The sequence below is a fragment of the Streptomyces sp. NRRL F-525 genome (genome assembly GCF_000716605.1).
Classification (GTDB): Bacteria; Actinomycetota; Actinomycetes; order Streptomycetales; family Streptomycetaceae; genus Streptomyces.
The window spans coordinates 146497-168535 of sequence record NZ_JNXE01000020.1 but is presented as its reverse complement, the minus strand read 5'-3'; the positions used below and the strand labels follow the sequence as shown (position 1 = coordinate 168535).

The window sequence follows — 22039 nt, the reverse complement described above, 5'->3', positions numbered from 1 at the left end:
GTCCGGGGCGGGCGGGCGGGCCGGGAGGCGGCGTCGGGCGTACGGCTGGTCCGGGGCGGGCGGTAGCGCGGTGCGCGACGGGCAGGCGGCAAGCAAAGAGCCCCATGCGGGACGTGCCGGGGCCCGGCCGGTGACTCGGGCTGATTCCTGACCGGTGACGGGCCAGCGGCCCGGCGAGTGGCTTCGTGAGTCCGCGAGCCCGGTACGGCGCGCGTCGGAGCCTGGCGGGTGACTCGGGCTCGTTCCCGACCGGTGACAGGTCAAGCGCCCGGCGAGTGGCTTCGTGAACCCGCGAGCCCCGTACGAAACGCGCCGGAGCCTGCCGACCGGTGACTCGGGCTCGTTGCCGACCGGCGGCTTGGCCGAGCGCTCTGCGAATGGCTTCGTGAACCCGCGAGCCCCGTACGAAACGCGCCGGAGCCTGCCGAGCGGTGACTCGGGCTCGGTCCTGACCGGTGACAGGTCAAGCGCTCGGCGAGTGGCTTCGTGAACCCGCGAGCCCCGTACGGAACGCGCCGGAGCCTGCCGACCGGTGACTCGGGTTCGTTCCCGACCGGCGGCTGCACGAGCGCTCGGCGAGTGGCCTCGTGAGCCCGCGTCCGACAGCGGATCGGGGCGCCGGCGGGCCGCCGGCACAAGCCCGACCGGTGATGGTGCAGGCCGACCTACCGGCGGGTATGGACGCGGGATATCATCTTCGTCGCCATGCAGACGAATCCCACGCACACCAGCCTGGTCGCGATCGGCGACTCCTTCACCGAGGGCATGTCGGACCGGCTTCCGGACGGCACCTACCGGGGCTGGGCCGACCTCCTCGCCGGCCGGATGGCCGCCCGGACACCCGGCTTCCGGTACGCCAACCTCGCCGTGCGCGGCAAGCTGATCGCGCAGATCGTCGACGAGCAGGTCGGCCCGGCGGCCGCCATGCAGCCCGATGTGATCACGCTGGTCGGCGGCCTGAACGACACCCTGCGCCCCAAGTGCGACATGGGCCGCGTCCGCGCCTTCCTGGAGGAGGCCGTCGAACGCCTCACCCCCGCCTGCAAGCACCTGGTCCTGATGCGCAGCCCCGGCCGCCAGGGCCCGGTCCTGGAGCGCTTCCGCCCCCGCATGGAGGAACTCTTCGCCTGCGTCGACGACCTCGCCGCCCGCCACGGCGCTCTCGTCGTCGACCTGTACGGCGCCCCCTCACTCGCCGACCCGCGCGCGTGGGACGTCGACCGTCTCCACCTCACGGATGAGGGCCACCGCCGCGTCGCCGAGGCGGTCTGGCAGACCCTCGGCTACGAACCCGAGGACCCGGAGTGGCGCACCCCGATGCCGCCGACCCCGCCCCCGAACTGGACCGCCCGCCGCGTCGAGGACGCCCGCTTCACCCGCCAGTACCTCCTCCCCTGGATCGGCCGCCGCCTCACCGGCCGCTCCTCGGGCGACGGCCTCTCCCCCAAGCGCCCGGACCTGCTCCCCTACGAGGGCCCGGCGGCGTAACTCCCCATGACCACGCGGGTGATCAACATCAGGGGCCACCTCCACGAGTACGGCCCCCGCCTGGAACTCGCCCCGGACGACATCACCTACGTAGGCCGCCGCTGGACCCTCGGCGGCTGGGACCTCCCCCGCCACCCGCTCTACAACCCCTTCGCCTACGACACGCCCACGCGCCGCCGGGACGGCACGCGCGCGGAGGTGATGGCGAAGTACCGGGCGTATCTGCTGGAGCGGCCCTACCTGCTGGAGCTGGTACCGGCGTTGCGGGGGCGGGTGCTGGCTTGCTGGTGTGCGCCGTTGGTCTGTCATGCGGGGGTGTTGGCGGAGCTTGCCGACGGTGAGGAGTGTCGGCTGTGATGTGAGTCCCGTGGCCGGGGATCCCGACCGTGACGTGGGTCGTGATGGTGAGGGCCCCGCCCCGGGATCGGATCGCCCAGGAGCGGGGCCGTCGTACGCCCGGCCTATGGCGTCTCATTCCCCCTGGACCGAGACGTCCGTGATCTCCGCCGACACCTGTGTGCCCGACGAAGCGGTACTGATCATGGACGGCGTGTAGTTCAGACTCGTTCCGTCCGACAGTTCGGCCGTTTCGATGACCGGGCCGGACTCGTCCCCGTGGATCTCGTAGGTGACTTCGTACACGGCGTCCGGATCGATCGCCTCGGTGTCACCCAGCAAGGTCAGGTGCGGCTCGACCGTCACGTTGCAGCCCGCGGACCCGAAGCAGTGCCGCGCGGTGGTCTTCAGTCCGATCGTGAAACTGTCGGCATCGACGGTGATGTACGTCGGCTCAGGGTCCGGCTTCTCCGCAGGCACGCCGTCCTCCGCGTGTGCGTTCGTCTTGGCGGTGGCAGCAGGCTTGCCGTCGTCGTTCCTGGACTGTGCGACCACGACGCCGGTGGTCACGACGGCGGCGATGACTGCGACGGCCGAGCCGATGATGACGAGGTTGGTGCGCGGCTTCTTCGTCCGTGGCGACGGTTCGTTCGGCGGCGTCGATGGCATCGGCGGCACGCTGGTGTCGGTCATGGTCCCCCCAGGGATGGTCGTTCCGTTCACGTTCCGGCGCGAACGCCCCCGCGCCCCCGGAAGCGGCTACGACCAGCCCCCGGTGAAGTTGCTGCTCAGCTGTGCGTTGCAGATGTTGTAGCCGCCGGACGCGTGGCCCTTCTTCGTCTTCCCGTCCACGGTGACCGAGCAGTTGATGTCTCCGGAGCCCTGGAGCTGCGCGTGCACGTCGTAGTAAAGGGCGTCCTTGTTGAGGGTCAGCGTCGCCTCGAACCTGCCGTCCTTGAACGTGCCCTTCCGCATGTCCGAGTCGGAGCCGTACCCGATGTCGAGACCGCCGAGGGCGCCGGCGGGGGCGGTGCCCCATACCTTGAAGACGGCCTTGCCCTCGGTGGCGTCCTTCTTGGTGTCGTTCTTCTTCGTGCCGTCGGCGGCCTTGTCGGAGCTCTTTCCCGCAGGCGCCGCGCTCTTCGGGCTGCCGCTGGAGTCGTTGTTGCTGCTGCCGCCTCCGACAGCGGCGACGATGATGACGATGACGACGAACAGACCGACGATGCCGAGGCACCCGAGTCCGACGACCTTCCCGACGGAGCGCTTCTTCGGGGGCTGCGGCTGGAACGGGGGCTGTCCGTAAGGCTGTTGACCACCGTTGCCCCAGCCGGGCTGCTGTGGCGGGTAGGGCGGTTGGTTGCTCATGTGTCCCCCTGAGGTCTTCGCTGGTAAATGCGAGATGTGTGACTTGTAAACAGAGGGTGTGGTTGCTGCCTACTGGGGGGATTCACCCCATCGTGTCAGGGGCAGATGTCCGGCCTCCCGGACGGCCCTGTCGCGGCCCGCTGTCCGGAGAGTCCTTGACCTGGGATCTCTGGGCCGAACGGACGGTCCGGATCCCCCAAAGACGCCGGGTAAACTCCGTACACGTGACTTCCGCTCCCGCCAAGCCCCGCATCCCGAACGTCCTCGCCGGACGTTATGCCTCCACCGAGCTCGCCACGCTCTGGTCTCCCGAGCAGAAGGTGAAGCTGGAGCGGCAGCTCTGGCTCGCCGTGCTGCGGGCCCAGAAGGACCTCGGGATCGAGGTGCCGGACGCGGCGATCGCGGACTACGAGCGGGTGCTCGACCAGGTCGACCTGGCGTCGATCGCCGAGCGCGAGAAGGTCACGCGGCATGACGTGAAGGCGCGGATCGAGGAGTTCAACGACCTCGCCGGGCACGAGCAGGTCCACAAGGGCATGACGTCCCGGGACCTGACGGAGAACGTCGAGCAGCTGCAGATCCGGCTCTCGCTGGAGCTGATGCGCGACCGTACGGTGGCCGTACTGGCGCGTCTCGGCAAGCTGGCCGGTGAGTACGGCGAGCTGGTCATGGCCGGTCGCTCGCACAACGTGGCCGCGCAGGCCACCACCCTCGGCAAGCGTTTCGCGACCGCCGCCGACGAGCTGCTTGTCGCCTACGGGCGGGTGGAAGAGCTGCTCGGCCGCTACCCGCTGCGCGGTATCAAGGGGCCGGTGGGCACGGCGCAGGACATGCTGGACCTGCTCGGCGGTGACGCGGCGAAGCTCGCGGAGCTGGAGCAGCGGATCGCCTCCCACCTGGGCTTCTCGCAGGCGTTCACCTCGGTCGGCCAGGTGTATCCGCGCTCGCTGGACTACGAGGTCGTGACCGCGCTGGTGCAGGTCGCGGCGGCGCCGTCGTCGCTCGCGAAGACGATCCGGCTGATGGCCGGGCACGAGCTGGTGACCGAGGGCTTCAAGCCGGGCCAGGTCGGTTCCTCCGCGATGCCGCACAAGATGAACACCCGTTCCTGCGAGCGCGTCAACGGCCTGATGGTCATCCTGCGCGGCTACGCGTCGATGACCGGCGAGTTGGCGGGCGACCAGTGGAACGAGGGCGATGTCTCGTGCTCGGTGGTGCGCCGCGTCGCCCTCCCCGACGCGTTCTTCGCGCTCGACGGGCTGCTGGAGACGTTCCTGACCGTGCTCGACGAGTTCGGCGCCTTCCCGGCCGTCGTCGCGCGTGAGCTGGACCGCTATCTGCCGTTCCTCGCGACGACCAAGGTCCTGATGGCCGCGGTCCGCGCGGGTGTCGGCCGCGAGGTCGCGCACGAGGCGATCAAGGAGAACGCCGTCGCCTCCGCGCTGGCGATGCGCGAGCAGGGCGCCGAGCGCAACGAGCTGCTGGACAAGCTCGCCGCCGACGAGCGCATCCCGCTGGACCGCGCCCAGCTGGACGCGCTGATGGCCGACAAGCTGTCCTTCACGGGTGCCGCGGCCGACCAGGTCGCCGTCGTCGTCGCCCGCGTCGAGGAGCTCGCGAAGCAGCACCCGGAGGCCGCGGGTTACACCCCGGGGGCGATCCTCTGACCCGCTTCACCCAGGCCGAGCTGGAGGCCGCCCGCGACCGTCTCGTACCGGACGTCGTCGCGGACGGCCTCGCCGTGCTGTTCTGCGGTATCAACCCCGGTCTGATGACGGCGGCCACGGGCCACCACTTCGCCCGTCCCGGCAACCGCTTCTGGCCGGTGCTGCACCTGTCCGGCTTCACTCCGAGGCTCATGAAGCCGGAGGAGCAAGGGGAGTTGCTGTCGTACGGGCTCGGCATTACGAACGTGGCGGCACGAGCGACGGCCCGGGCCGACGAGCTGAGCCCGGAGGAGTACCGCGAGGGCGGGCAGCTCCTCGCGTCGAAGCTGACGGGGTGGAAGCCGCGGTGGCTGGCCGTGCTCGGGGTTACTGCATACCGGGCCGCGTTCGACGACAAGAAGGCCCAAGTGGGGCCGCAGGAGCGGACGTTCGGGGACACGCGGGTGTGGGTGCTGCCCAATCCGAGCGGGCTGAACGCGCATTGGACGGCGGCGACGATGGCCGAGGAGTTCGGGCGGCTGCGGGTCGCCGCGCAGGACTAGATCGTCACGGCGGCCCCATCTCCGGCAGCTCCTTGTCCCACTGGGACACACCGAGGGCGATCCACCGGCCCGTCTCCGGCGACCGCCACAGGTGTACGTCCAGCACGTGTGCGCTGAGCACAGCAGGTCGATCGTCACCGGCCAGTGCGTGCTGTTCATGCCTCCAGTAAACCGGCCCCCACTGACAATTGACGTGGCGTCAGTGCCCGCCCGGGGTCAGGCGTCCCGCCGCCGCACGCTCCACGCCCCCGCCGCCAACACGGCCGCCGCCCACAGCGCCGTCACCGCGAGCCCGGTCCACGGCCCCATCGCCCCGGCCCAGGTCTCGTGGAGCGCCACCTGGCCGGCCCGGTCGGGCAGGAGGTCCGCGATGTCGCTCGACGCGTCGCCGACCACGAAGGACACGATGAGCAGGAACGGGATGACGATGCTCAGCGTCGCCACCCCGCTGCGCAGCACCGCCGTGAGACCGGCCGCGAGCAGCGCCATCAGCGTGAGATAGACGGCGCAGCCAACCACCCCGCGCATCTGCTCCGCCCAGCCAAGCCCGTCCGCGTCAGCGCCCAGCACCGCCTTGCCGACCACCAGCGTCACCGCTCCGGTGACCAGGCCGACGGCGAACACGGGTACGGCGATCGCCGTCGCCTTGGCCGCGAACCAGCGCCCCCGGTGCGGCACCGCGCCCAGCGACAGCCGTAGCGCTCCGCCCTGGAACTCCGAGGACACCGCGGTCGTGCCGAAGGCGATCGCCGCGATCTGGCCGAAGGTCACGCCGAAGAAGACCGCGAACAGCGGGTCGAAGCCGTCGCCGCTGGTGTCGGAGGAGGCGAGCGCGGAGAAGAGTGCCGTCACCACCAGCATCATGGCGAGGGCCGCGAGCTGTGAGCGCAGGGTACGGATCTTGATCCACTCGGAGTGGAACACGGGCGTGAATGCCATGGTCAGGCCTCCTGGTGCTGCGGTGCGGTGAACTCGGTCTCGGTGGCGGTCAGATCGAGATAGGCCTGCTCCAACGTGCCCTCGGTGGCGGTCAGTTCGAGGATCGGCACGCCCGCCGCCGACAACAGGGTGCCGATCTCGTCCACGCGTGCGTGCGCCACGGTCCAGTGCCCTTCCTCCTGTTCCACGGCGTCGAGACCGTGCTCGGCGAGTGTGCTCTTGAGGGCGCCGGCGTCCGTCGTACGGATGCGTACGTGGGGTTGCACGCGCGCGTCGATGAAGTCCCGCATCGGGGTGTCGGCCAGGAGGCGGCCGCGGCCGAGGACCACCAGGTGGTCGGCGAAGGACGCGGTCTCGTTCATCAGGTGGCTGGAGACCAGGACCGTGCGGCCCTCCGCCGCCAGTCGGCGCAGCAACTCCCGGATCCAGACGATGCCTTCGGGGTCGAGACCGTTCGACGGCTCATCCAGCAGGACCACCTCGGGGTCACCCAGGAGAGCACCGGCGATGCCCAGCCGCTGGCGCATGCCCAGGGAGTACGTCTTCACCCGGTGCCGCGCGACCGACGCGAGACCCGTCTCCTCCAGCACCGCGTCGACCCGGGCTACCGGGATGCGGTTGCTCGCCGCCAGGGCCCGCAGATGGTCGCGGGCGGTGCGGGAGCCGTGCGCGGCCTGCGCGTCGAGCAGGGCGCCCACGTGGCGCAGCGGCTCAGTGAGCGCGGCGTAGGGGCGGCCGCCGATGGTGGCGGTTCCGGAGGTGGGCCGGTCCAGGCCCAGGACGAGGCGCATGGTGGTGGACTTTCCGGCGCCGTTGGGGCCTAGGAAGCCGGTGACCTTGCCGGGGCGGACGTCGAAGGTGACGTGGTCCACGGCCCGCCGGGTGCCGTACTCCTTGGTGAGGTCTCGTACGTCGATGCTGGTCATGGCCAACAGCCTGGCCGTTCAAGGAGGTTGGGGCCTCCCCCGCTAGTGGAGATCGTCTCCCCCGCCCGGGGGAGGCCGATTGTCAGTGCCGGGTGTCACGATGTCGGAATGGCCCGCTTCCTGCGCCCGCTGCTCCGGGGGACGACGTACACGCGTCTGCTGCACCTCTGGGTGCCGATGCTGATCACCAGCGTGTGGATCTTCATCAGTCCGGAGACCCCGTACGCGCCGGCGTTCGCGCTGATCCCGGTCGGTCTGATCCCAGCCGTGCGAATCGGGGAAGGGGTACAGGCGCAGCTGCTGCTGACGCCGGGCCTGGAGGACGCGGGGATCTCCGTGGCACCGTCGGCGACCTGGCGGGACCGGGGGCGCACCGTGCTCTGGCTGGAGGCACGGATGGCTCTGGGCTGGGCGACGACGTTCGCCTGCGTCTGGCTGCCGATCATCACCTACCAGCTGATCGAGATCGCGCGCGGGCGCGTGCCCGACGACGTCTGGCTCCTCAAGGAGGCGACGCCGCACGGCTGGTACGCCCTGCTGGTACCCCTCCCTCTGATCGCCCTGTACGCGGCCGTGGTCGGCCTCGGCGCGGTGGCCACGTTCCTGGCCCGGAAGCTGCTCGGCCCCTCACGCGCGGAGCAGCTCGCCGCCCTGGAGGAGCGCACCGAGCAGCTACTGGAACGCACGCGCATCGCGCGGGAGTTGCACGACTCCATCGGTCACGCGCTGACCGTGGCGGTGGTGCAGGCGGGTGCCGCGCGGACGGCGGGCGACCCGGAGTTCACCGAGCGAGCGCTGGGCGCCATCGAGGAGACCGGCCGGGCCGCGCTGGAGGATCTGGAGCGGGTGTTGGGCGTGCTGCGGGAGGCGGAGCGGCCGGTGAGCAGTCGGCCGACGCTGGTGGACGCCGACCGGCTGCTGGAGTCGGCGCGGGCCTCCGGGGCGAAGGTCGACGCGGAGGTGACCGGGCCGTTGGAGACGGTGCCGGGGCCGGTCTCCCGGGAGGGGTACCGGATTCTGCAGGAGTCGCTGACCAATGTGCTGCGGCACGCGGGTTCGGTCCCTGTGCGGGTCCGTATCGGCGTCACCGACGGCACCCTCGACCTGGAGGTCCGCAATCCGCTGACGGCCGCGATATCCGGCCCGGGCCGGGGCAGCGGTCTACGGGGCATACGCGAACGGGCCGCACTGCTCGGCGGACGGGCGTACACCGGGCCCGACGAGGGCGACTGGCAGGTGCACGCGGAGCTGCCGCTGAGCTGATCTAGGCTGGCCGGATGCCGGTCACCGTTCTCCTGGTCGATGACGAACCCCTCGTACGCGCTGGTCTGCGGGCCGTGCTGGAGGCGCAGCCGGACATCGAGGTGGTCGGGGAGGCCGCCGACGGGGCCGCGGTGATCCCGCTGGTGCGGCAACTGCGGCCCGACGTGGTCGCCATGGACGTACGGATGCCGCTCCTGGACGGCATCGAGGCCACGCGCGCGGTGCTGCGCACGGTCGACGATCCGCCGAAGATCCTGGTCATCACGACCTTCGAGAACGACGAGTACGTCTACGAGGCGCTGCGCGCCGGTGCCGACGGGTTCCTCCTGAAGCGGGCGCGGCCGGCCGAGATCGTGCACGCGGTGCGGCTGGTGGCCGAGGGCGAGTCGCTGCTGTTCCCGGCCTCCGTACGGCAGTTGGCCGCCGAGTACGGCGACAACGGCGGGAACCGGGCGGCCCGCGCGGCGATGGAGCGGGCCCAACTGACCGAGCGCGAGGCGGAGGTGCTGCGGCTGATGGCGCGGGGTCTGTCGAACGCGGAGATCGCCGCCCGGCTGGTCGTCGGGACCGAGACGGTGAAGTCGCATGTGAGCGCCGTACTGGCGAAGCTGGGGGCGCGGGACCGGACGCAGGCGGTGATCGCGGCGTACGAGTCGGGGTTCGTGGCGCCGGGGTGACGCGGTGGGCCGGACGGGTCGGGGGTGCCCGGCACTCGCCGGGGTCCGCCGCGCCGAGTACGATCCGCCCAACACGCGCACGAGCTGGGAGGACAGACCTTGGCGGGGCTGACCGGCGGGGACCCCTCGCTGCTGCGGAGGATCAACTCCGCGGTGGTGTTGCACGCGTTGCGTGCCACGGACTGCGCCACGCTGACGGAGATCACCCGGGTGACCGGTCTGTCCCGGCCGACCGTCGAGGGCGTCGTCGAGGGACTGATCGAGGCCGGGCTGGTCGTCGAGAAGGCGGCCGACGAGAGCGTTGTACGGCGGCAGGGGCGGCCCGCGCGGCGGTTCAGGTTCCGGGCAGAGGCCGGGCATCTGCTGGGCCTGGAGATCGGCGCACATCGCGTCGCCGTGCTGCTCGCCGACCTGGACGGCCGGGTGCTCGGCGCGATCGCCAAGGACGTCGACGAGACGGCCTCGGCGGACGAGCGCCTGGAGCGGCTGCGCACCGCGGTCGCCGAGCTGCTGCGCCGGGCCGGGGTCGCCCGCGGCTCGCTGCGCGCGGTGGGCGTCGCCACGCCGGGCATCGTCGAGGCGGACGGCACCGTACGGCTGGGCACGGCGTTGCCCCAGTGGACCGGGCTGCACCTGGGGGAGCGGCTGAGCCGGTCCTTCAAGTGCCCTGTGCTGGTCGAGAACGACGCCAACGCGGCGGCGGTCGCCGAGCACTGGAAGGGCGCGGCCACCGAGTCCGACGACATGGTGATGGTGCTGGCCGGGTTGAGCCCGGGCGCCGGTTCGCTGATCGGGGGGCGGCTGCACCGGGGGTATCGCGGGGCTGCCGGTGAGATCGGCGCGCTGCATCTGCTGGGGCGGGACGTGACTCCGGAGACGCTGCTGTCCACCACGGACGAGCCGCTGCATCCGCTGGACGAGCAGGCTGTGGCGCAGGTGTTCGCGCTGGCTCGGGACGGGGACCAGCGGGCGCGGGCTGCTGTCGACCGGTTCATCCAGCGCCTTGTGCACGATGTCGCCGCGCTGGTGCTGGCGCTCGATCCCGAGTTGGTCGTCGTGGGTGGGTGGGCTGCCGGGCTGGACGGTGTACTGGAGCCGTTGCGGCGGGAGTTGGCGCGGTATTGCCTGCGGCCGCCGAAGGTCGCGTTGTCGTTGCTCGGGGAGGCGGCTGCGGCGACTGGGGCGTTGCGGTTGGCACTTGACCATGTGGAGGAGCAACTGTTCGCGGTCGAGGGCACGGTGACGCGGCGCTAGCTTGGCCGTGGGGTTGTTTTTTGGGTGCCGGTCCGTTGTGGCTGGGCTCGGTGGTGGTTTGTCGGGTGCGGCGCCATCGTGGCTTGTCGCGCAGTTCCCCGCGCCCCTTTGGGGTGCTGCCGTGCAGGGCACTGAGAAGGGAACGCGTCGTGCTCCGGGTGGAGTTCCGGGCGCGAGGGTCGGCTGGGCGCGCCCGCGCGGCGAAGCCGCAAATCGACACAGCCCCGCGCCCGTTTGGGGCGCTGCCCCGCCGGGCGGAGAAACACTCCCGTCACAGAAAACGCGTCGCGCCCCGGAGCAGTTCCGGGGCGCGACGCGGTGAACTCTGGCCGGGTCAGGAAGCCTGGCGTTCCGGGCCGTGGTGGATTTCCACGCCTCCGGAGTCCGCGAAGGTCAGGCGGCAGGTGTCCGCGCGGTAGGTCGCTACGGAGACCGCGGCGGTGCGGCCCTCGGCAAAGAAGCGGGTGGTGACGACGAGGACCGGGGCGCCGGGGAGGCGGTCCAGTTCCTTGGCGTCGTCCGCGCGGGCCGAGCCGAGTTCCACGGCGCGGTCCTGGCCCTCCAGTTCGAGGCGTTGCAACTCGCGAAGTACCGCACGCGCGCGTGCCGTTGCCGAGGGGGTGTCTATGGCGGAGAGGTCGGGTACCGACGACTCCGGGATGTAGAGCAGTTCGGCGGCGACCGGCTGGCCGTGGCTCACCCGGGAGCGCCGCACAGTGTGGACCAGTTCCTCGGAACCGGTCTCCAGGACGTCCGCGACGGCCGCCGGCGGAGCCGCCAGCACGCAGTCGACGGACTGCCAGGCGTCCTCCCCGGCGCCCGGCCAGGCGTGCTGCTCGGTGCCGACGGCGACACCCACGCGCGGCGGCGCGACGGTCGTACCGACGCCGCGGCGGCGCTGCAGCCGGCCTTCCAGTTCGAGTTGTTCCAGAGCCTGCCGGAGCGTGGCCCGGGCGACGCCGAAGCGGGCCGCCAGGTCGCGCTCGTTGGGCAGGATCTCGCCCACGGAGAACTCGGAGTCCAGTGCCTCACTCAGCACTGTCTTGAGATGCCAGTACTTCGGTTCCGGCACCGATTCCAACTGCGTGGTCCCCACCCTGTCCTCCGCAATCGCCGTGTTCCGGCGGCGTTTTAGCGCCCTTGTTTATTAAAGGTTGTTTCACTTATCTGCGACCATAGGACGGCCCCCACCCTTGGTCAAGACCAATCCTCCATGTCATATGCAACGCACAGAGCGTCTGCCGCAGAGCGTTCACAGGGCGTTCGTACAGGGTGTTCTTCGTGACATAACAGCAAAGCCCCCGTCGCGAAACAGGGGCTCCGCGCGGGCTGCGGCTAAGCGGAAGCCAGTGATCGAAGCTTGTCGGGGTTGCGGACGATGTAGACGGAACGGATGCGTCCGGCGGATACGTCCACCTGGAAGACGCTGTCGGGCGTGTCACCCGAAAGGATCAGTACCGCGGGGCCGCCGTTGAGCTCCAGGAAGCGGAACGACATCTCAGGGACGCCCTTCCCGGCGACGGCGACCAGGAAGCGGCCCACATTGTCGGCGGTCTTCAGGATCCGCAGCGGCGCCTGGGACTTGCCGCCGCTGTCGCCGATCAGCCGGACGTCCGGGGCGAGCATCTCCATGAGACCCGCCAGGTCCCCCTCGGCCGCCGCGGCGAGGAACCGCTCGGTGAGATCGCGGCGTTGGGCGGGGTCGACCTCGTAGCGCGGGCGCCCTTCGTCGACGTGTCTGCGGGCCCGTCCGGCGAGTTGGCGTACGGCCGGCTCGCCGCGGTCCAGCATGGCCGCGATGTCGGCGTACGGGTAGCCGAACGCCTCCCTGAGGACGAACACGGCGCGTTCCAGCGGGGACAGCGACTCCAGGACGACGAGTACGGCGAGGGAGACGGAGTCGGCGAGCACGGCGCGCTCCGCGGTGTCCGGGACGGTGTCCCCGAAGTCGGTGGCATACGGCTCCGGCAGCCATGGGCCCACGTAGGCCTCGCCGCGCGCCTTGACCTGGCGGAGCCGGTCGATCGCGAGGCGGGTCGTGACGCGCACCAAGTAGGCGCGTGGTTCACGCACCTCGGCGCGGTCGGCGGCGGACCAGCGCAGCCAGGCGTCCTGGACCACGTCCTCGGCGTCGGCCACCCGCCCGAGCATGCGGTAGGCGACTCCCATGAGGACGGGGCGGTGCTCTTCGAAGACATCGGTCGGGGTGTCGGTGGTCACCACCTCATCCCATGCGTTGAGCGCTGCTCTGTCCAGCAGAAAACCGTGGGCCTCAAGGTCTCCGGCACTTGGGGCTACCGGTCAGTAGCAGTTGCTGACAAGCTGTCTACACAGCCTGTACGGCGTCTGCCTGCGCGTCCCAGACGAGGAGCATCCCCATGTCCGCCACCGTCTCCTTCCCGGTCCCCACTCCGCGGGGCCCGAAGACCGTGACCGTGTCCTACGCGCGCGTGGGTCGCGGCGAACCACTCCTCCTGCTGCACGGGATAGGTCACCACCGCCAGGCCTGGGACCCGGTGGTGGACATCCTCGCGACCGAGCGCGATGTGATCGCGGTGGACCTGCCCGGGTTCGGCGCCTCCCCCGCGCTCCCGGAGGGGCTGGCGTACGACCTGCCCACGACGGCCGCCGTGTTCAGGGCCTTCTGCGAGGAGTTGGGGATCGAGCGTCCGCATGTGGCGGGCAACTCGCTCGGCGGCCTGATGGCCCTGGAGCTTGGCCGCGAGAAGGTCGTACGGTCCGTCACGGCCCTCTCCCCCGCCGGGTTCTGGTCCCAGGCCGAGCGCCGCTACGCCTTCGGTGTGCTGCTCACCATGCGGCAGATCGCCCGCCGGATGCCGCTCCCGCTGGTCGAGAAGCTCGCGCGCACGACAGCCGGCCGTACCGCGCTCACCAGCACCATCTACGCCCGCCCCGGCCGCCGTTCACCCGAGGCCGTGGTCGCCGAGACACTCGCGCTGGTCAACGCGCCCGGGTTCGACGACACGCTCCGGGCCGGTACGAGCGTCCGGTTCACCGACGACATCCCCGGCATCCCGGTGACCGTGGCCTGGGGTACCCAGGACCGGCTGCTGCTGCGCCGACAGGGCATCCGCGCCAAGCAGATGATCCCCCGGTCCCGGCTAGTGCGGCTGCCCGGCTGCGGGCACTGCCCGATGAACGACGACCCGGCCCTGGTCGCGCGCGTCATCCTCGACGGCAGCCGCTGACCGCCGGAACAGCCCCAACGCGCCCGATCCCAGGGCGACTCCGGCGCCGACGAGGGCGCTGCCGACGGCCTGGGCGGCCCCGTAGGCGCCTGTTCCGACGAGCGGCGCGGTAGCCGCGGCGGCGACCGGGATGAGGCCGGAGAAGAGCGTGGCGCGCTCCGCGCCGATCCGCTGCATGCCCATGTACCAGCACACGAAGCCGACGACCGTGACGACCGCCGCCTGCCACAACAGCGCGGCCGCCTCGGTCCCGTCGGGACGCCTCAGCCAGGCGGTCCCGTCGAGCACCAGCCCGGCCGTCGCCGCCTCGACCGCGGCGAGCCCGCACACGGTGGCCGACAGCAACCGCGGCCCCAGGGGCCGCAGTACGGGAACCGCAAGCACCGCGAAACCCACCTCTCCCGCGAGTGCGCACCCGGAGAAGGCGATTCCGGCGCCGTCCGTACGGCCCCACCCCTGGACCGTGAACGCGCCGACGGCGACGAGCGACGCCCCGTAGAGCACGATCCGGCGCGGACGACGTCCCTCCAGGAGGGGAACGAGGACCGCGACCGCTATGGGCGCGCAGCCCACGAAGACGCCGGGGACGGCCGGTTCGGCGCTGCGTTCGGCGGCGATGACGGCCAAGTTGAAGCCGACCATGCCGACGGCCGCGAGCACGGCGAGCCGGGCCCATAGGCGTGGGGTGAGCGCCCGCAGCCGGGCCGTCGCGTCCTTGCCGGTGAACGGGAGGAGCAGCAGGCAGGCGAGGCCGTAGCGCAGGAACTGGCCGCCCGCGTACGGGTAGTTGCCCAGGACGCTGTTCGCGGTGAAGGACGCGCCTACGAGGACGCAGGCGAAAGCGGCGAGCGGGGTGCCGCGGGCGGTGGTGGCGTTCATGGCAGCGACGCTAGGCAGCGCGGCGGTCCGGTTTAAGGTCCACTTCCATGACGTCATCGCGGACCAATCCGAAGGGGCCGACCAATCCGGAGAGGCCGACCGATCCGGAGGGTCTGACGGGTTCCGCCGCCTGGGAGTTGCTGCTGCCCGCCGCCTCGGCACCGGCACGCGCGCGTGGCCGCTCCCTTCAAGCGGCGCTGCATGAGGCGGTGCGGTCGGGACGGCTGGCACCGGACACCCGGCTGCCGTCGAGCCGGGACCTGGCGGCAGACCTCGGGGTCTCGCGCGGCCTCGTCACGGAGGCGTACGAGCAGCTGACGGCGGAGGGGTATCTGCGCAGCGGCCGGGGTGCGGGCACCTGGGTGGGCGGTGCCGTACGGGCGGCGCGGCCACGCGCGCGTGACCTCGCGCCGCGCTCCCCCGGCGCCCGTGCAGACTTCGTGCCCGGCACGCCGGACCTGTCGCTGTTCCCGCGCGCCGCCTGGGCAGCGGCGCAGCGCGGTGTGCTGGCGGAGTCGCCGCACGAGGTGCTCGGCTATCCCGATCCGCGCGGGCTGCCCCGGTTGCGGACGGCGCTGGCGGAACTCCTGGCGCGCCGCCGGGGTGTGGTCGCCGACCCGGAGCGGCTGATCGTGGTCTCCGGAGTGGCGCAGGCGACGACGCTGCTCGGATTCGTGCTCCACGCGCGCGGGACACTCACCGTCGGCGTCGAGGACCCGGGCAGCCCTCAGCACGACTCGCTGTACGCCTCGGCGGGCGTCGGCACCGTACCGCTGCCCCTGGACGAGGAAGGGCTTGCGATCGGGCCGTTGCGAGCTTCGGGCGTACGAGTCGTAGTGACCACGCCCGCGCACCAGTTCCCCACGGGCATCGCCTACTCCGCGCGGCGGCGCGCCCAACTCCTCGACTGGGCAAGGTCGGTGGACGGTCTGGTCTTCGAGGACGACTACGACGGCGACTTCCGCTACGACCGAGCCCCCGTAGGCGCGCTCCAAGGACTCGACCCGGAGCATGTCGCCTACGCGGGCTCGGTCAGCAAGTCCCTCGCCCCGGGGCTGCGGCTCGGCTGGCTGCTGGTGCCCGAGTCACTGGCCGACGAGGTCGTCGAACGCAAGCGCACCATGGACCTCGGCCACCCGACCCTCGACCAGGCACTGTTCGCCCGCTTCCTGGAACGCGGCGACTACGACCGGCAGTTGAGGCGCTGCCAGCGTGCCTACCGGCAGCGCCGCGACGCCCTCGTCGCCGCCTTGGAGGAGCACTTCCCCGGAGCGCGGGTGACCGGGATCGCGGCGGGGCTGCACGTCATCGCCGAACTGCCGGAGAAGTACGGCCCTCCGGAGGACTTCCTGGAACGCGCGGCCTCCGCCGGTGTCGCGGTGCGCCCGCTCACCGCCTACAGCCACGCGCGCGTGGACGACGCGGTCGTACGGCTGGTCCTGGGATACGCGCATCTGTCGCCCGGGCGGATCCACGCGGGTGTGGGTCTGATGGCCGATGCCGTGCGCCCGTAGAGCCGCTGGTGTCGCACGCGGGCCCCCATGTCACCGCGTTCCGTTGTTCACCCCTGGTTTGCGTCTGCGCTGTGGCGCACCAGTAGTTGTGGCAGTGCACCCTGACCGCATCCCGTCCGTGGAGGCGCAACCCCATGTCGCATCGTCCGTTCCCCGCCCGCCGTAGCGTTCTGCGCGGCTCCCTGGCCGCGTCGGCGGCCCTGACCGTGCCCGCCGCCCTCGGCGCCGCCCCGGCCTTCGCCCTCTCCGGGCGTCCCAAGGCGGGCTGGGGTGTGCAGGCGGGGGACGTGACCTCCGACTCCGGGCTCGTGTGGGTGCGCTCGGACCGCCCCGCGCGGATGATCGTGGAGACCTCGGCCACCGAGTCGTTCCGCAATCCGCACCGGTGGCACGGTCCGCTGCTCGGCCCGGGTACCGACTTCACCGGCACCACCCGGCTGCGCGGGCTGCCCTCGGGCCAGCAGATCCACTACCGGGTCCTGCTCGCCGACCCCGACGACCTGCGCCGTACGGGCGAGCCGGTCGACGGCACGTTCCGCACGGTGCCGACCGGGCGGCGCGGCGTGCGTTTCCTGTGGTCCGGTGACCTCGCTGGGCAGGGCTGGGGCATCAACCCGGACCTCGGCGGCTACCGCATCTACGACGCGATGGCCAAGCTGGACCCGGACTTCTTCGTGTGCAGCGGCGACAACATCTACGCCGACGGCCCGATCACGGCGACCCAGGCGCTGCCCGACGGCAGCCTCTACAGGAACGTCACCACGGAGGAGAAGTCCAAGGTCGCCGAGACCCTGGCCGAGTTCCGCGGGAACTTCCGCTACAACCTGCTCGACGAGAACCTCAAGCGGTTCAACGCCCAGGTGCCGTCGATCATCCAGTGGGACGACCACGAGGTGCGCAACAACTGGTACCCGGGTGAGGTGATCGCCGCCTCCGACACGCGCTACACCGAGAAGAACGTCGATGTCATGGCTGTGCGCGCCCGGCGGGCGTTCAGCGAGTACTTCCCGATCTCGACGCTGCGGCCGGGCGCCAAGGAGGGCCGCGTCCAGCGTGTGATGCGGCACGGTCCGCTGCTGGACGTGTTCGTCCTGGACATGCGGACCTACCGCAACGCCAACTCGCCCGACAAACAGACCGTGGACCCGCAGGGCATCCTCGGCCGGGAGCAACTGGAGTGGCTCAAGCGGGAGTTGTCACGCTCGCGTGCGGTGTGGAAGGTGATCGCCGCCGACATGCCGCTCGGCCTGGTCGTCCCCGACGCCACCGAGGGCAAGCCGAACATCGAGGCCGTCGCACAGGGCGACCCGAGCGCGCCGCTCGGGCGTGAACTGCAGATCGCCGAGCTGCTCCGGTACATCAAGCACCGGCGGATCACCGGCACCGTGTGGTTGACGGCCGACGTGCACCACACCTCGGCCCAGCACTACCAGCCATCGCGGGCCGCGTTCACCGACTTCGAGCCGTTCTGGGAGTTCGTCTCCGGTCCGCTGAACGCGGGCGCCTTCCCGGCCAGCGACCTCGACAACACCTTCGGTCCGGAGCGGGTGTTCGTGAAGGCGCCGACCGCGCAGAACGTGTCGCCGGCCGAGGGCTACCAGTTCTTCGGCGAGGTCGACATCGACGGCCACAGCGGGGAGTTGACGGTCCGTCTGCGCGAGCAGGACGGCACCGTGCTGTTCACCAAGACGCTTCAGCCGGGACGGGTCGGCCAGTAACTCCACTACCCTCGTACCTGAGCCGCGCACCGGCGTCATCCCCCGGTGCGCGGCGCGGTGCGCAGCGTGCCAACTCCCCGCCGCAGACCGCGTTTCCGCAGGTCAGGCCGATTGTCAGTGGTGGCCTCTACGGTTTTTGCATGACGCGATCTTTGCAGGCCGTGACCTATCCCCGACCCTCCGTGCTGGAGTCGTCGGCGGACGGACGGCGCCTCGGACTGGAGACCTCACGAGGTGCGACTCCTTCGGGTGTCACCGACCATCCGCGCTTCTTCGCGGGCTTCCTGACCTCTCCTCAGGTGGCCTCGGCGGCGCTGCTGGCGGTGGCCGACGTGGCGGCCACGCGCTACTACCAGCGCCAACTGGCCGCCTCCCTCGACCCGGTGGTCACGGCGGGCGGCGACCGGCTGCGCTTCGAGTCCTTCTCCGGCTGCGGCGGGGTGTACGCGCGACTGGACGTCCTCGGCCCCGGACTCGACGGCGACGAGGTGGGACACGGCACGACGAACGTCGACGTCAACAACCCGCTGCGCGAGGCCCTCTCCCGGATCGGCACGGACGATCCGCTCCATCTCCGGGTCGGCCCCGAGGAGTTGGCCGTCACCACACTGGACGGCCCGGTCGTGGAGAAGAAGGTGCCGCTCCCGGACCGCTGGCTGCGCGGCTTCGCGGAGGCCCAGGTCATAGCGGCCGGCTTCGACCTGCGCGCCGAACTGCCCGCGGCGGAGGCGGTCCGTTTCCTGCGCTCCCTCCCGAAGAGCGGCGCGCGCGGCACCACGAGCGGCCCGCGCTGGGTCGTCCCGGCGGGCCGCGGCCTGCGCCCGACCACCCGCCCCGTACCGGGCGCGGTGTGCCTCCCCGGCCCGGAGCGCCTGATCGCACTCCAGCGGGTCCTGCGCCACGCGACGGCCCTGCGGATCTACGGCCCCTCCGTCATCGGCGCCTCGGCGACGGCCGGTGCGTGGGAGGCCGTCCTGCCGGGCATGCGGCTCACCCTCACGCTGTCGCCGGACGCGTCGCGCGGGTTCTCCGGCGAGGGCGGGGTCCTGGACGCGCTCGCGGCCGACGAGGCGGGCGAGGACGCGGAGTTGATCTCCGTGCTGCTCGCCTGGGAACCCCGTATCGACGTCGCCGACATGGCCGCGTCCTCCGGCCTCACACCGCAGCGGGTCCGCGCGGCGCTGACCCGGCTGGGCACCTCGGGGCGCGTCGGCTACGACACGGCGGAGGCGGCCTACTTCCACCGTGAACTGCCGTACGACGCGCAGCGCGTGGAGCGTCACAATCCCCGGCTGCGCTCGGCCCGCGCGCTGGTGGCCGCGGGGGCGGTGACCTTGGAGGGCGCGCTCGGGACGGTGACTGCCGAGGACGGCCATGTGCACCGGGTGCGGGACGAGGCGGGGGTGCTGAGTTGCAGCTGCGTGTGGTGGGCCAAGTACCGCGGCGGGCGCGGGCCGTGCAAGCACGCGCTGGCGGTGCGGATGGTGCGGCGAGGTGCCGCGACGGAGCAGGACACACAGCGGAACACGAAGCAGGACATGGTGCGGGTCGACGGGGGTGTGCGATGAGTTCGCTGATGGATGCGGTGCGGGCGGGCCGGACGGCCGAGGCGGTGGGCCTGCTGGACGGGTTGACGGACGCCGAACGGCGGGCGTTCCTGCCGGAGTTGAAGGAACTCCGCAAGGAGCTGCGCCAAGCACCGTGGGAGATGCCGGCCCGCCGCGCCTACCCGGCCCTGCACGCGGCCGGGGCCGCCTGTGAGACGGGGGCGGCAGCCGCGGCGACCTGGATCGCCGCCACCGACATGCGCTGGTCGGCGTCGTCCCCGGCACTGCTGATCCACATCCTGGGCGACCGCGACACCGCCTGGCTCGCCGACGTGACGCACCGCCTCGCCGGACGCCCGGCCTCCACGGACGTGCCGTACGAGCTGATGGCCGGTCTGGTACGGCTCTCCGGCTGTCCGGTGCCGACGACAGACGCCTATGTGCGGGGCTGGGTGGAGCACATCGGCAATCTGCGGCAGCTCGGGAACACCCTGCTGGACCGGTTGCGCAAGGATCCGTTTCTCGCGGAGCTGGTGGACGCGGTCTTCGAGACGGAGGACATCGGCAGCCCGCTGGAGTGGACCTCGGCCGAGGGGCCGAACAGCTGGGTCGACGCGCTCGCCCAGCTCACCACCGACGGCGTCCTGGACCGGAAGCGCACGGTGGACGCGTGCATGGCCCGGCTGCTGCGGGGCGGTACGACCCTCGACAACCGGGTGTTCCTGCGGGTGTTGAAGGCCCTCGCTCTGACCCGCGAGGAGGAGCGGGAGCGGATCGCCGACTGGCTGGCGCTGGCCTCGGACGCGGTGTCGATGGTGGCGTCGCACGCCCAGTCGGTGCTCGGATCCCTCGCACTGGACGGGGAGTTGACGCCACGACGGCTGGCGGAGATGTCGGACGCGGTGCTGTTCCGGCCCGAGAAGAAGCTCGTCCGGGCCCAACTCGCGCTGCTGGGAAAGGCATTGGCGCGGGACGCGTCGGCCGCCGACGACGTACTGCCCGCCCTCGCCCAAGCCTTCGGGCACGAGGACGCGGACGTACAGGAGCGGGCACTGAAGCTGGTCGAGCGGCACCTCAAGAAGGTCGACTCCCCCGAGGCACGGGCCGAACTCGCCTCGGCGGCCGACCAGTTGATCCCCGCCCTGCGCACACGCGCGGTCGAGACGCTGGGCGCGACGCCCGCGACGGCGGCGGCGCTGGTGTACGAGGAGACGCTCCCGCCCGCACCGGAGGCGGTGCGCCTCGCACCGGCACCCGAGTCGGCGGTCGAACTCGCCGAGGAGGTGGGGGCGTTGATGGCCACCGAGGGCGACGTGGCCGCGTTCGAGCGGGCGCTGGACGGACTCGTCCGCCATGCGTACCGGGACCGGGACGCCCTGCTGGAGGCGTTGGGACCGGTGGTCGCGCGCCGCTGGTGGGCCGATGACGCCCCCGGGTTTCCCCAGCGTCCGGACGACCACTTCAGCAGGTCGCACCACAGCTTCGGCAGCGCGTCGTACGGGTTCGACCTCCTGCTGGCCACCCTCCTGGACAAGGTGCGCACCGGCACCCTCCACGACGGGATGCGGCGCGGCGACAAGGGACGGGAGTGCGGGCACAGCGCACTGACCCGAGCCTTCGACGCCCGGATATGGGAGGTCGCGTACCGGCTCCGCGCGGAGCCGCTGCCGTTCCTGTTGTCGACGCCGAGCTGGAGCACGGGGCTGCTGGAGCCGGACGAGTTGGTGGACCGGCTGGACATGTACCGGCGACTGGGCGCGCGGGTCTCGGATGCCGACCTCGCGCAGGCGCTGCTGCGGGTGCGCCGAGAGGACCGGGCGGCGGCAACCGTTGCCGCCGAGCGGGCGGAGGCGCTCGGCACGGTGGAGGGCACCCGGCTCGCGCGCCGGCTGATGTCCGACAGCCCCACCCTGCCGCTGAGCAGGCGCCGGACGGCCGGGGCGCGTGTCGTGGTGGAGCTGGGTGAACTCCTCGATCTGCAGGAGGACTTCCCGGCGGAGTTCCGCGCGCTGGGCAAGCCGGTGACCGCCTACGGCGACCGTTGGCACTGCTACCACTGGAACCACGAGATGCAGCGGCACTGGCTCGCGATGCTCCCCGAGCGTCGCGAACTGGTGGCGGCGCGGCTGGTGCGGGACGTGTCCACCGCTGCGCTGGACGACACCCGGGGTGCGGCCGCCGTACTTCCGCTGCTGGCCGAGTCGGAGGGTGCGGCCGGGCAGGCCACGCACCTGTGTCTGGCGTACGGGCTCGGCGCGCGGCATCCCGAGGACCGGCTCGCCGCCGTAGACGCGTTGTTGGTGCTCGCGGCGCGGGGGCAGTTGGACGGGGATCGGCTGGGGGCGGATCTCGGGGAGCTGGTGCGGAGCGGGGCCGTGAAGCCGTCGCGGCTCGCCGAGTCGGTGCGGACGGGGGCTGCGACCGGGGCGAACGCGACCATCTGGGGGATCCTCCGGCACACCCTGGCCGCGCTGCTCGCCGACCTCGACGGCGATGCCAAGCCCGCCCACGCTCGGGGGCTCGGGGACCTCCTGGCGGTGGCCGCCGAGTGCGCGGAGCGGTCCGGGGCGCGGGGTGAACTGCCGTATCTGGCGCAGACGGTGGCTCGGAGCGGCTCGTCCCGGCTGGTCACGCAGGCACGTCGGCTGCGCAGTGCGCTGGTGGAGGAGGTGGCCGCATGACGTAGGGCGACAGGGCTGACCTCCGGTGCGT

Annotated in this window: 19 protein-coding genes; 12 read left to right on the top strand and 7 right to left on the bottom strand. The window is 71.8% G+C overall.

Translation table 11 applies throughout. The features are described from left to right. The first annotated feature begins 705 nt into the window (after positions 1-705). Both OO69_RS27505 and OO69_RS27500 read left to right on the top strand, forming a co-directional pair. The gene (locus OO69_RS27505; protein WP_033283485.1) at positions 706-1488 is read left to right on the top strand and encodes an SGNH/GDSL hydrolase family protein; all 783 of its coding nucleotides are present in this window, start codon (positions 706-708) and stop codon (positions 1486-1488) included. Between the two features lie 6 nt (positions 1489-1494). Then, positions 1495-1845 (top strand): DUF4326 domain-containing protein, encoded by a 351-nt coding sequence (locus tag OO69_RS27500; protein WP_033283484.1) that lies wholly within the window; start codon positions 1495-1497, stop codon positions 1843-1845. A gap of 114 nt (positions 1846-1959) precedes the next feature. On the opposite strand, the gene OO69_RS27495 is transcribed toward OO69_RS27500, so the two are convergent. Both OO69_RS27495 and OO69_RS27490 read right to left on the bottom strand, forming a co-directional pair. Then, positions 1960-2517, bottom strand: coding sequence for a hypothetical protein (locus OO69_RS27495; RefSeq protein ID WP_033283483.1), 558 nt, complete (start codon positions 2515-2517; stop codon positions 1960-1962). Positions 2518-2583: 66 nt separating this feature from the next. Next, on the bottom strand, positions 2584-3192 hold the full coding sequence (locus tag OO69_RS27490) for a hypothetical protein (protein ID WP_033283482.1): 609 nt from the start codon (positions 3190-3192) through the stop codon (positions 2584-2586). Positions 3193-3416: 224 nt separating this feature from the next. Between OO69_RS27490 and purB the strand changes: the two genes are divergently transcribed. Then, positions 3417-4859, top strand: coding sequence for an adenylosuccinate lyase (gene purB / locus OO69_RS27485; protein WP_033283481.1), 1443 nt, complete (start codon positions 3417-3419; stop codon positions 4857-4859). Then, positions 4856-5401 (top strand): G/U mismatch-specific DNA glycosylase, encoded by a 546-nt coding sequence (gene mug / locus OO69_RS27480; protein ID WP_078652577.1) that lies wholly within the window; start codon positions 4856-4858, stop codon positions 5399-5401. The genes purB and mug overlap by 4 nt, the downstream gene beginning before the upstream one ends. Before the next feature lie 216 nt (positions 5402-5617). Here mug and OO69_RS27475 read toward each other — a convergent pair whose 3' ends face one another. Together OO69_RS27475 and OO69_RS27470 are read right to left on the bottom strand one after the other, a co-directional pair. Further along, a complete protein-coding gene (locus OO69_RS27475) occupies positions 5618-6340 on the bottom strand; it encodes an ABC transporter permease subunit (RefSeq protein WP_033283479.1) in 723 nt (240 codons plus the stop codon). 2 nt (positions 6341-6342) lie between these two features. Next, entirely contained in the window at positions 6343-7266 is a 924-nt protein-coding gene (locus OO69_RS27470; protein WP_033283478.1) for an ABC transporter ATP-binding protein, read from the bottom strand. Positions 7267-7374: 108 nt separating this feature from the next. On the opposite strand from OO69_RS27470, the gene OO69_RS27465 reads away from it, so the two are divergent. The 3 genes from OO69_RS27465 to OO69_RS27455 all read left to right on the top strand — a co-directional run bounded on the left by OO69_RS27465 (position 7375) and on the right by OO69_RS27455 (position 10460). Then, positions 7375-8529, top strand: coding sequence for a sensor histidine kinase (locus OO69_RS27465; RefSeq protein ID WP_033283477.1), 1155 nt, complete (start codon positions 7375-7377; stop codon positions 8527-8529). A 14-nt stretch (positions 8530-8543) separates the two neighbouring features. Further along, complete coding sequence (locus tag OO69_RS27460; protein ID WP_033283476.1) at positions 8544-9206, top strand: response regulator transcription factor; 663 nt, start codon at positions 8544-8546, stop codon at positions 9204-9206. A gap of 99 nt (positions 9207-9305) precedes the next feature. After that, on the top strand, positions 9306-10460 hold the full coding sequence (locus OO69_RS27455) for an ROK family transcriptional regulator (RefSeq protein WP_019070977.1): 1155 nt from the start codon (positions 9306-9308) through the stop codon (positions 10458-10460). A 334-nt stretch (positions 10461-10794) separates the two neighbouring features. Here OO69_RS27455 and OO69_RS27450 read toward each other — a convergent pair whose 3' ends face one another. Both OO69_RS27450 and OO69_RS27445 read right to left on the bottom strand, forming a co-directional pair. Continuing rightward, a complete protein-coding gene (locus tag OO69_RS27450; RefSeq protein WP_033283475.1) occupies positions 10795-11556 on the bottom strand; it encodes a GntR family transcriptional regulator in 762 nt (253 codons plus the stop codon). Between the two features lie 239 nt (positions 11557-11795). Continuing rightward, positions 11796-12680, bottom strand: coding sequence for an RNA polymerase sigma-70 factor (locus OO69_RS27445; protein ID WP_033283474.1), 885 nt, complete (start codon positions 12678-12680; stop codon positions 11796-11798). A 158-nt stretch (positions 12681-12838) separates the two neighbouring features. On the opposite strand from OO69_RS27445, the gene OO69_RS27440 reads away from it, so the two are divergent. Continuing rightward, complete coding sequence (locus OO69_RS27440) at positions 12839-13669, top strand: alpha/beta fold hydrolase (protein ID WP_033283473.1); 831 nt, start codon at positions 12839-12841, stop codon at positions 13667-13669. Here the strand turns inward: OO69_RS27440 and OO69_RS50370 are convergent. Then, the gene (locus OO69_RS50370; RefSeq protein WP_078652576.1) at positions 13583-14548 is read right to left on the bottom strand and encodes a DMT family transporter; all 966 of its coding nucleotides are present in this window, start codon (positions 14546-14548) and stop codon (positions 13583-13585) included. The genes OO69_RS27440 and OO69_RS50370 overlap by 87 nt on opposite strands. A gap of 47 nt (positions 14549-14595) precedes the next feature. Here OO69_RS50370 and OO69_RS27425 point away from each other — a divergent pair, with 47 nt between their 5' ends. The 4 genes from OO69_RS27425 to OO69_RS27410 all read left to right on the top strand — a co-directional run bounded on the left by OO69_RS27425 (position 14596) and on the right by OO69_RS27410 (position 22008). Next, positions 14596-16062, top strand: a complete 1467-nt coding sequence (locus tag OO69_RS27425; RefSeq protein WP_033283471.1) for a PLP-dependent aminotransferase family protein — start codon at positions 14596-14598, stop codon at positions 16060-16062. 134 nt (positions 16063-16196) lie between these two features. After that, entirely contained in the window at positions 16197-17780 is a 1584-nt protein-coding gene (locus OO69_RS27420; RefSeq protein WP_033283470.1) for an alkaline phosphatase D family protein, read from the top strand. A gap of 140 nt (positions 17781-17920) precedes the next feature. Further along, positions 17921-19348, top strand: a complete 1428-nt coding sequence (locus OO69_RS27415) for an SWIM zinc finger domain-containing protein (protein WP_037831859.1) — start codon at positions 17921-17923, stop codon at positions 19346-19348. Beyond that, the gene (locus OO69_RS27410) at positions 19345-22008 is read left to right on the top strand and encodes a DUF6493 family protein (RefSeq protein ID WP_033283468.1); all 2664 of its coding nucleotides are present in this window, start codon (positions 19345-19347) and stop codon (positions 22006-22008) included. Before OO69_RS27415 ends, OO69_RS27410 begins: the two co-directional genes overlap by 4 nt. Positions 22009-22039 lie beyond the last annotated feature (31 nt).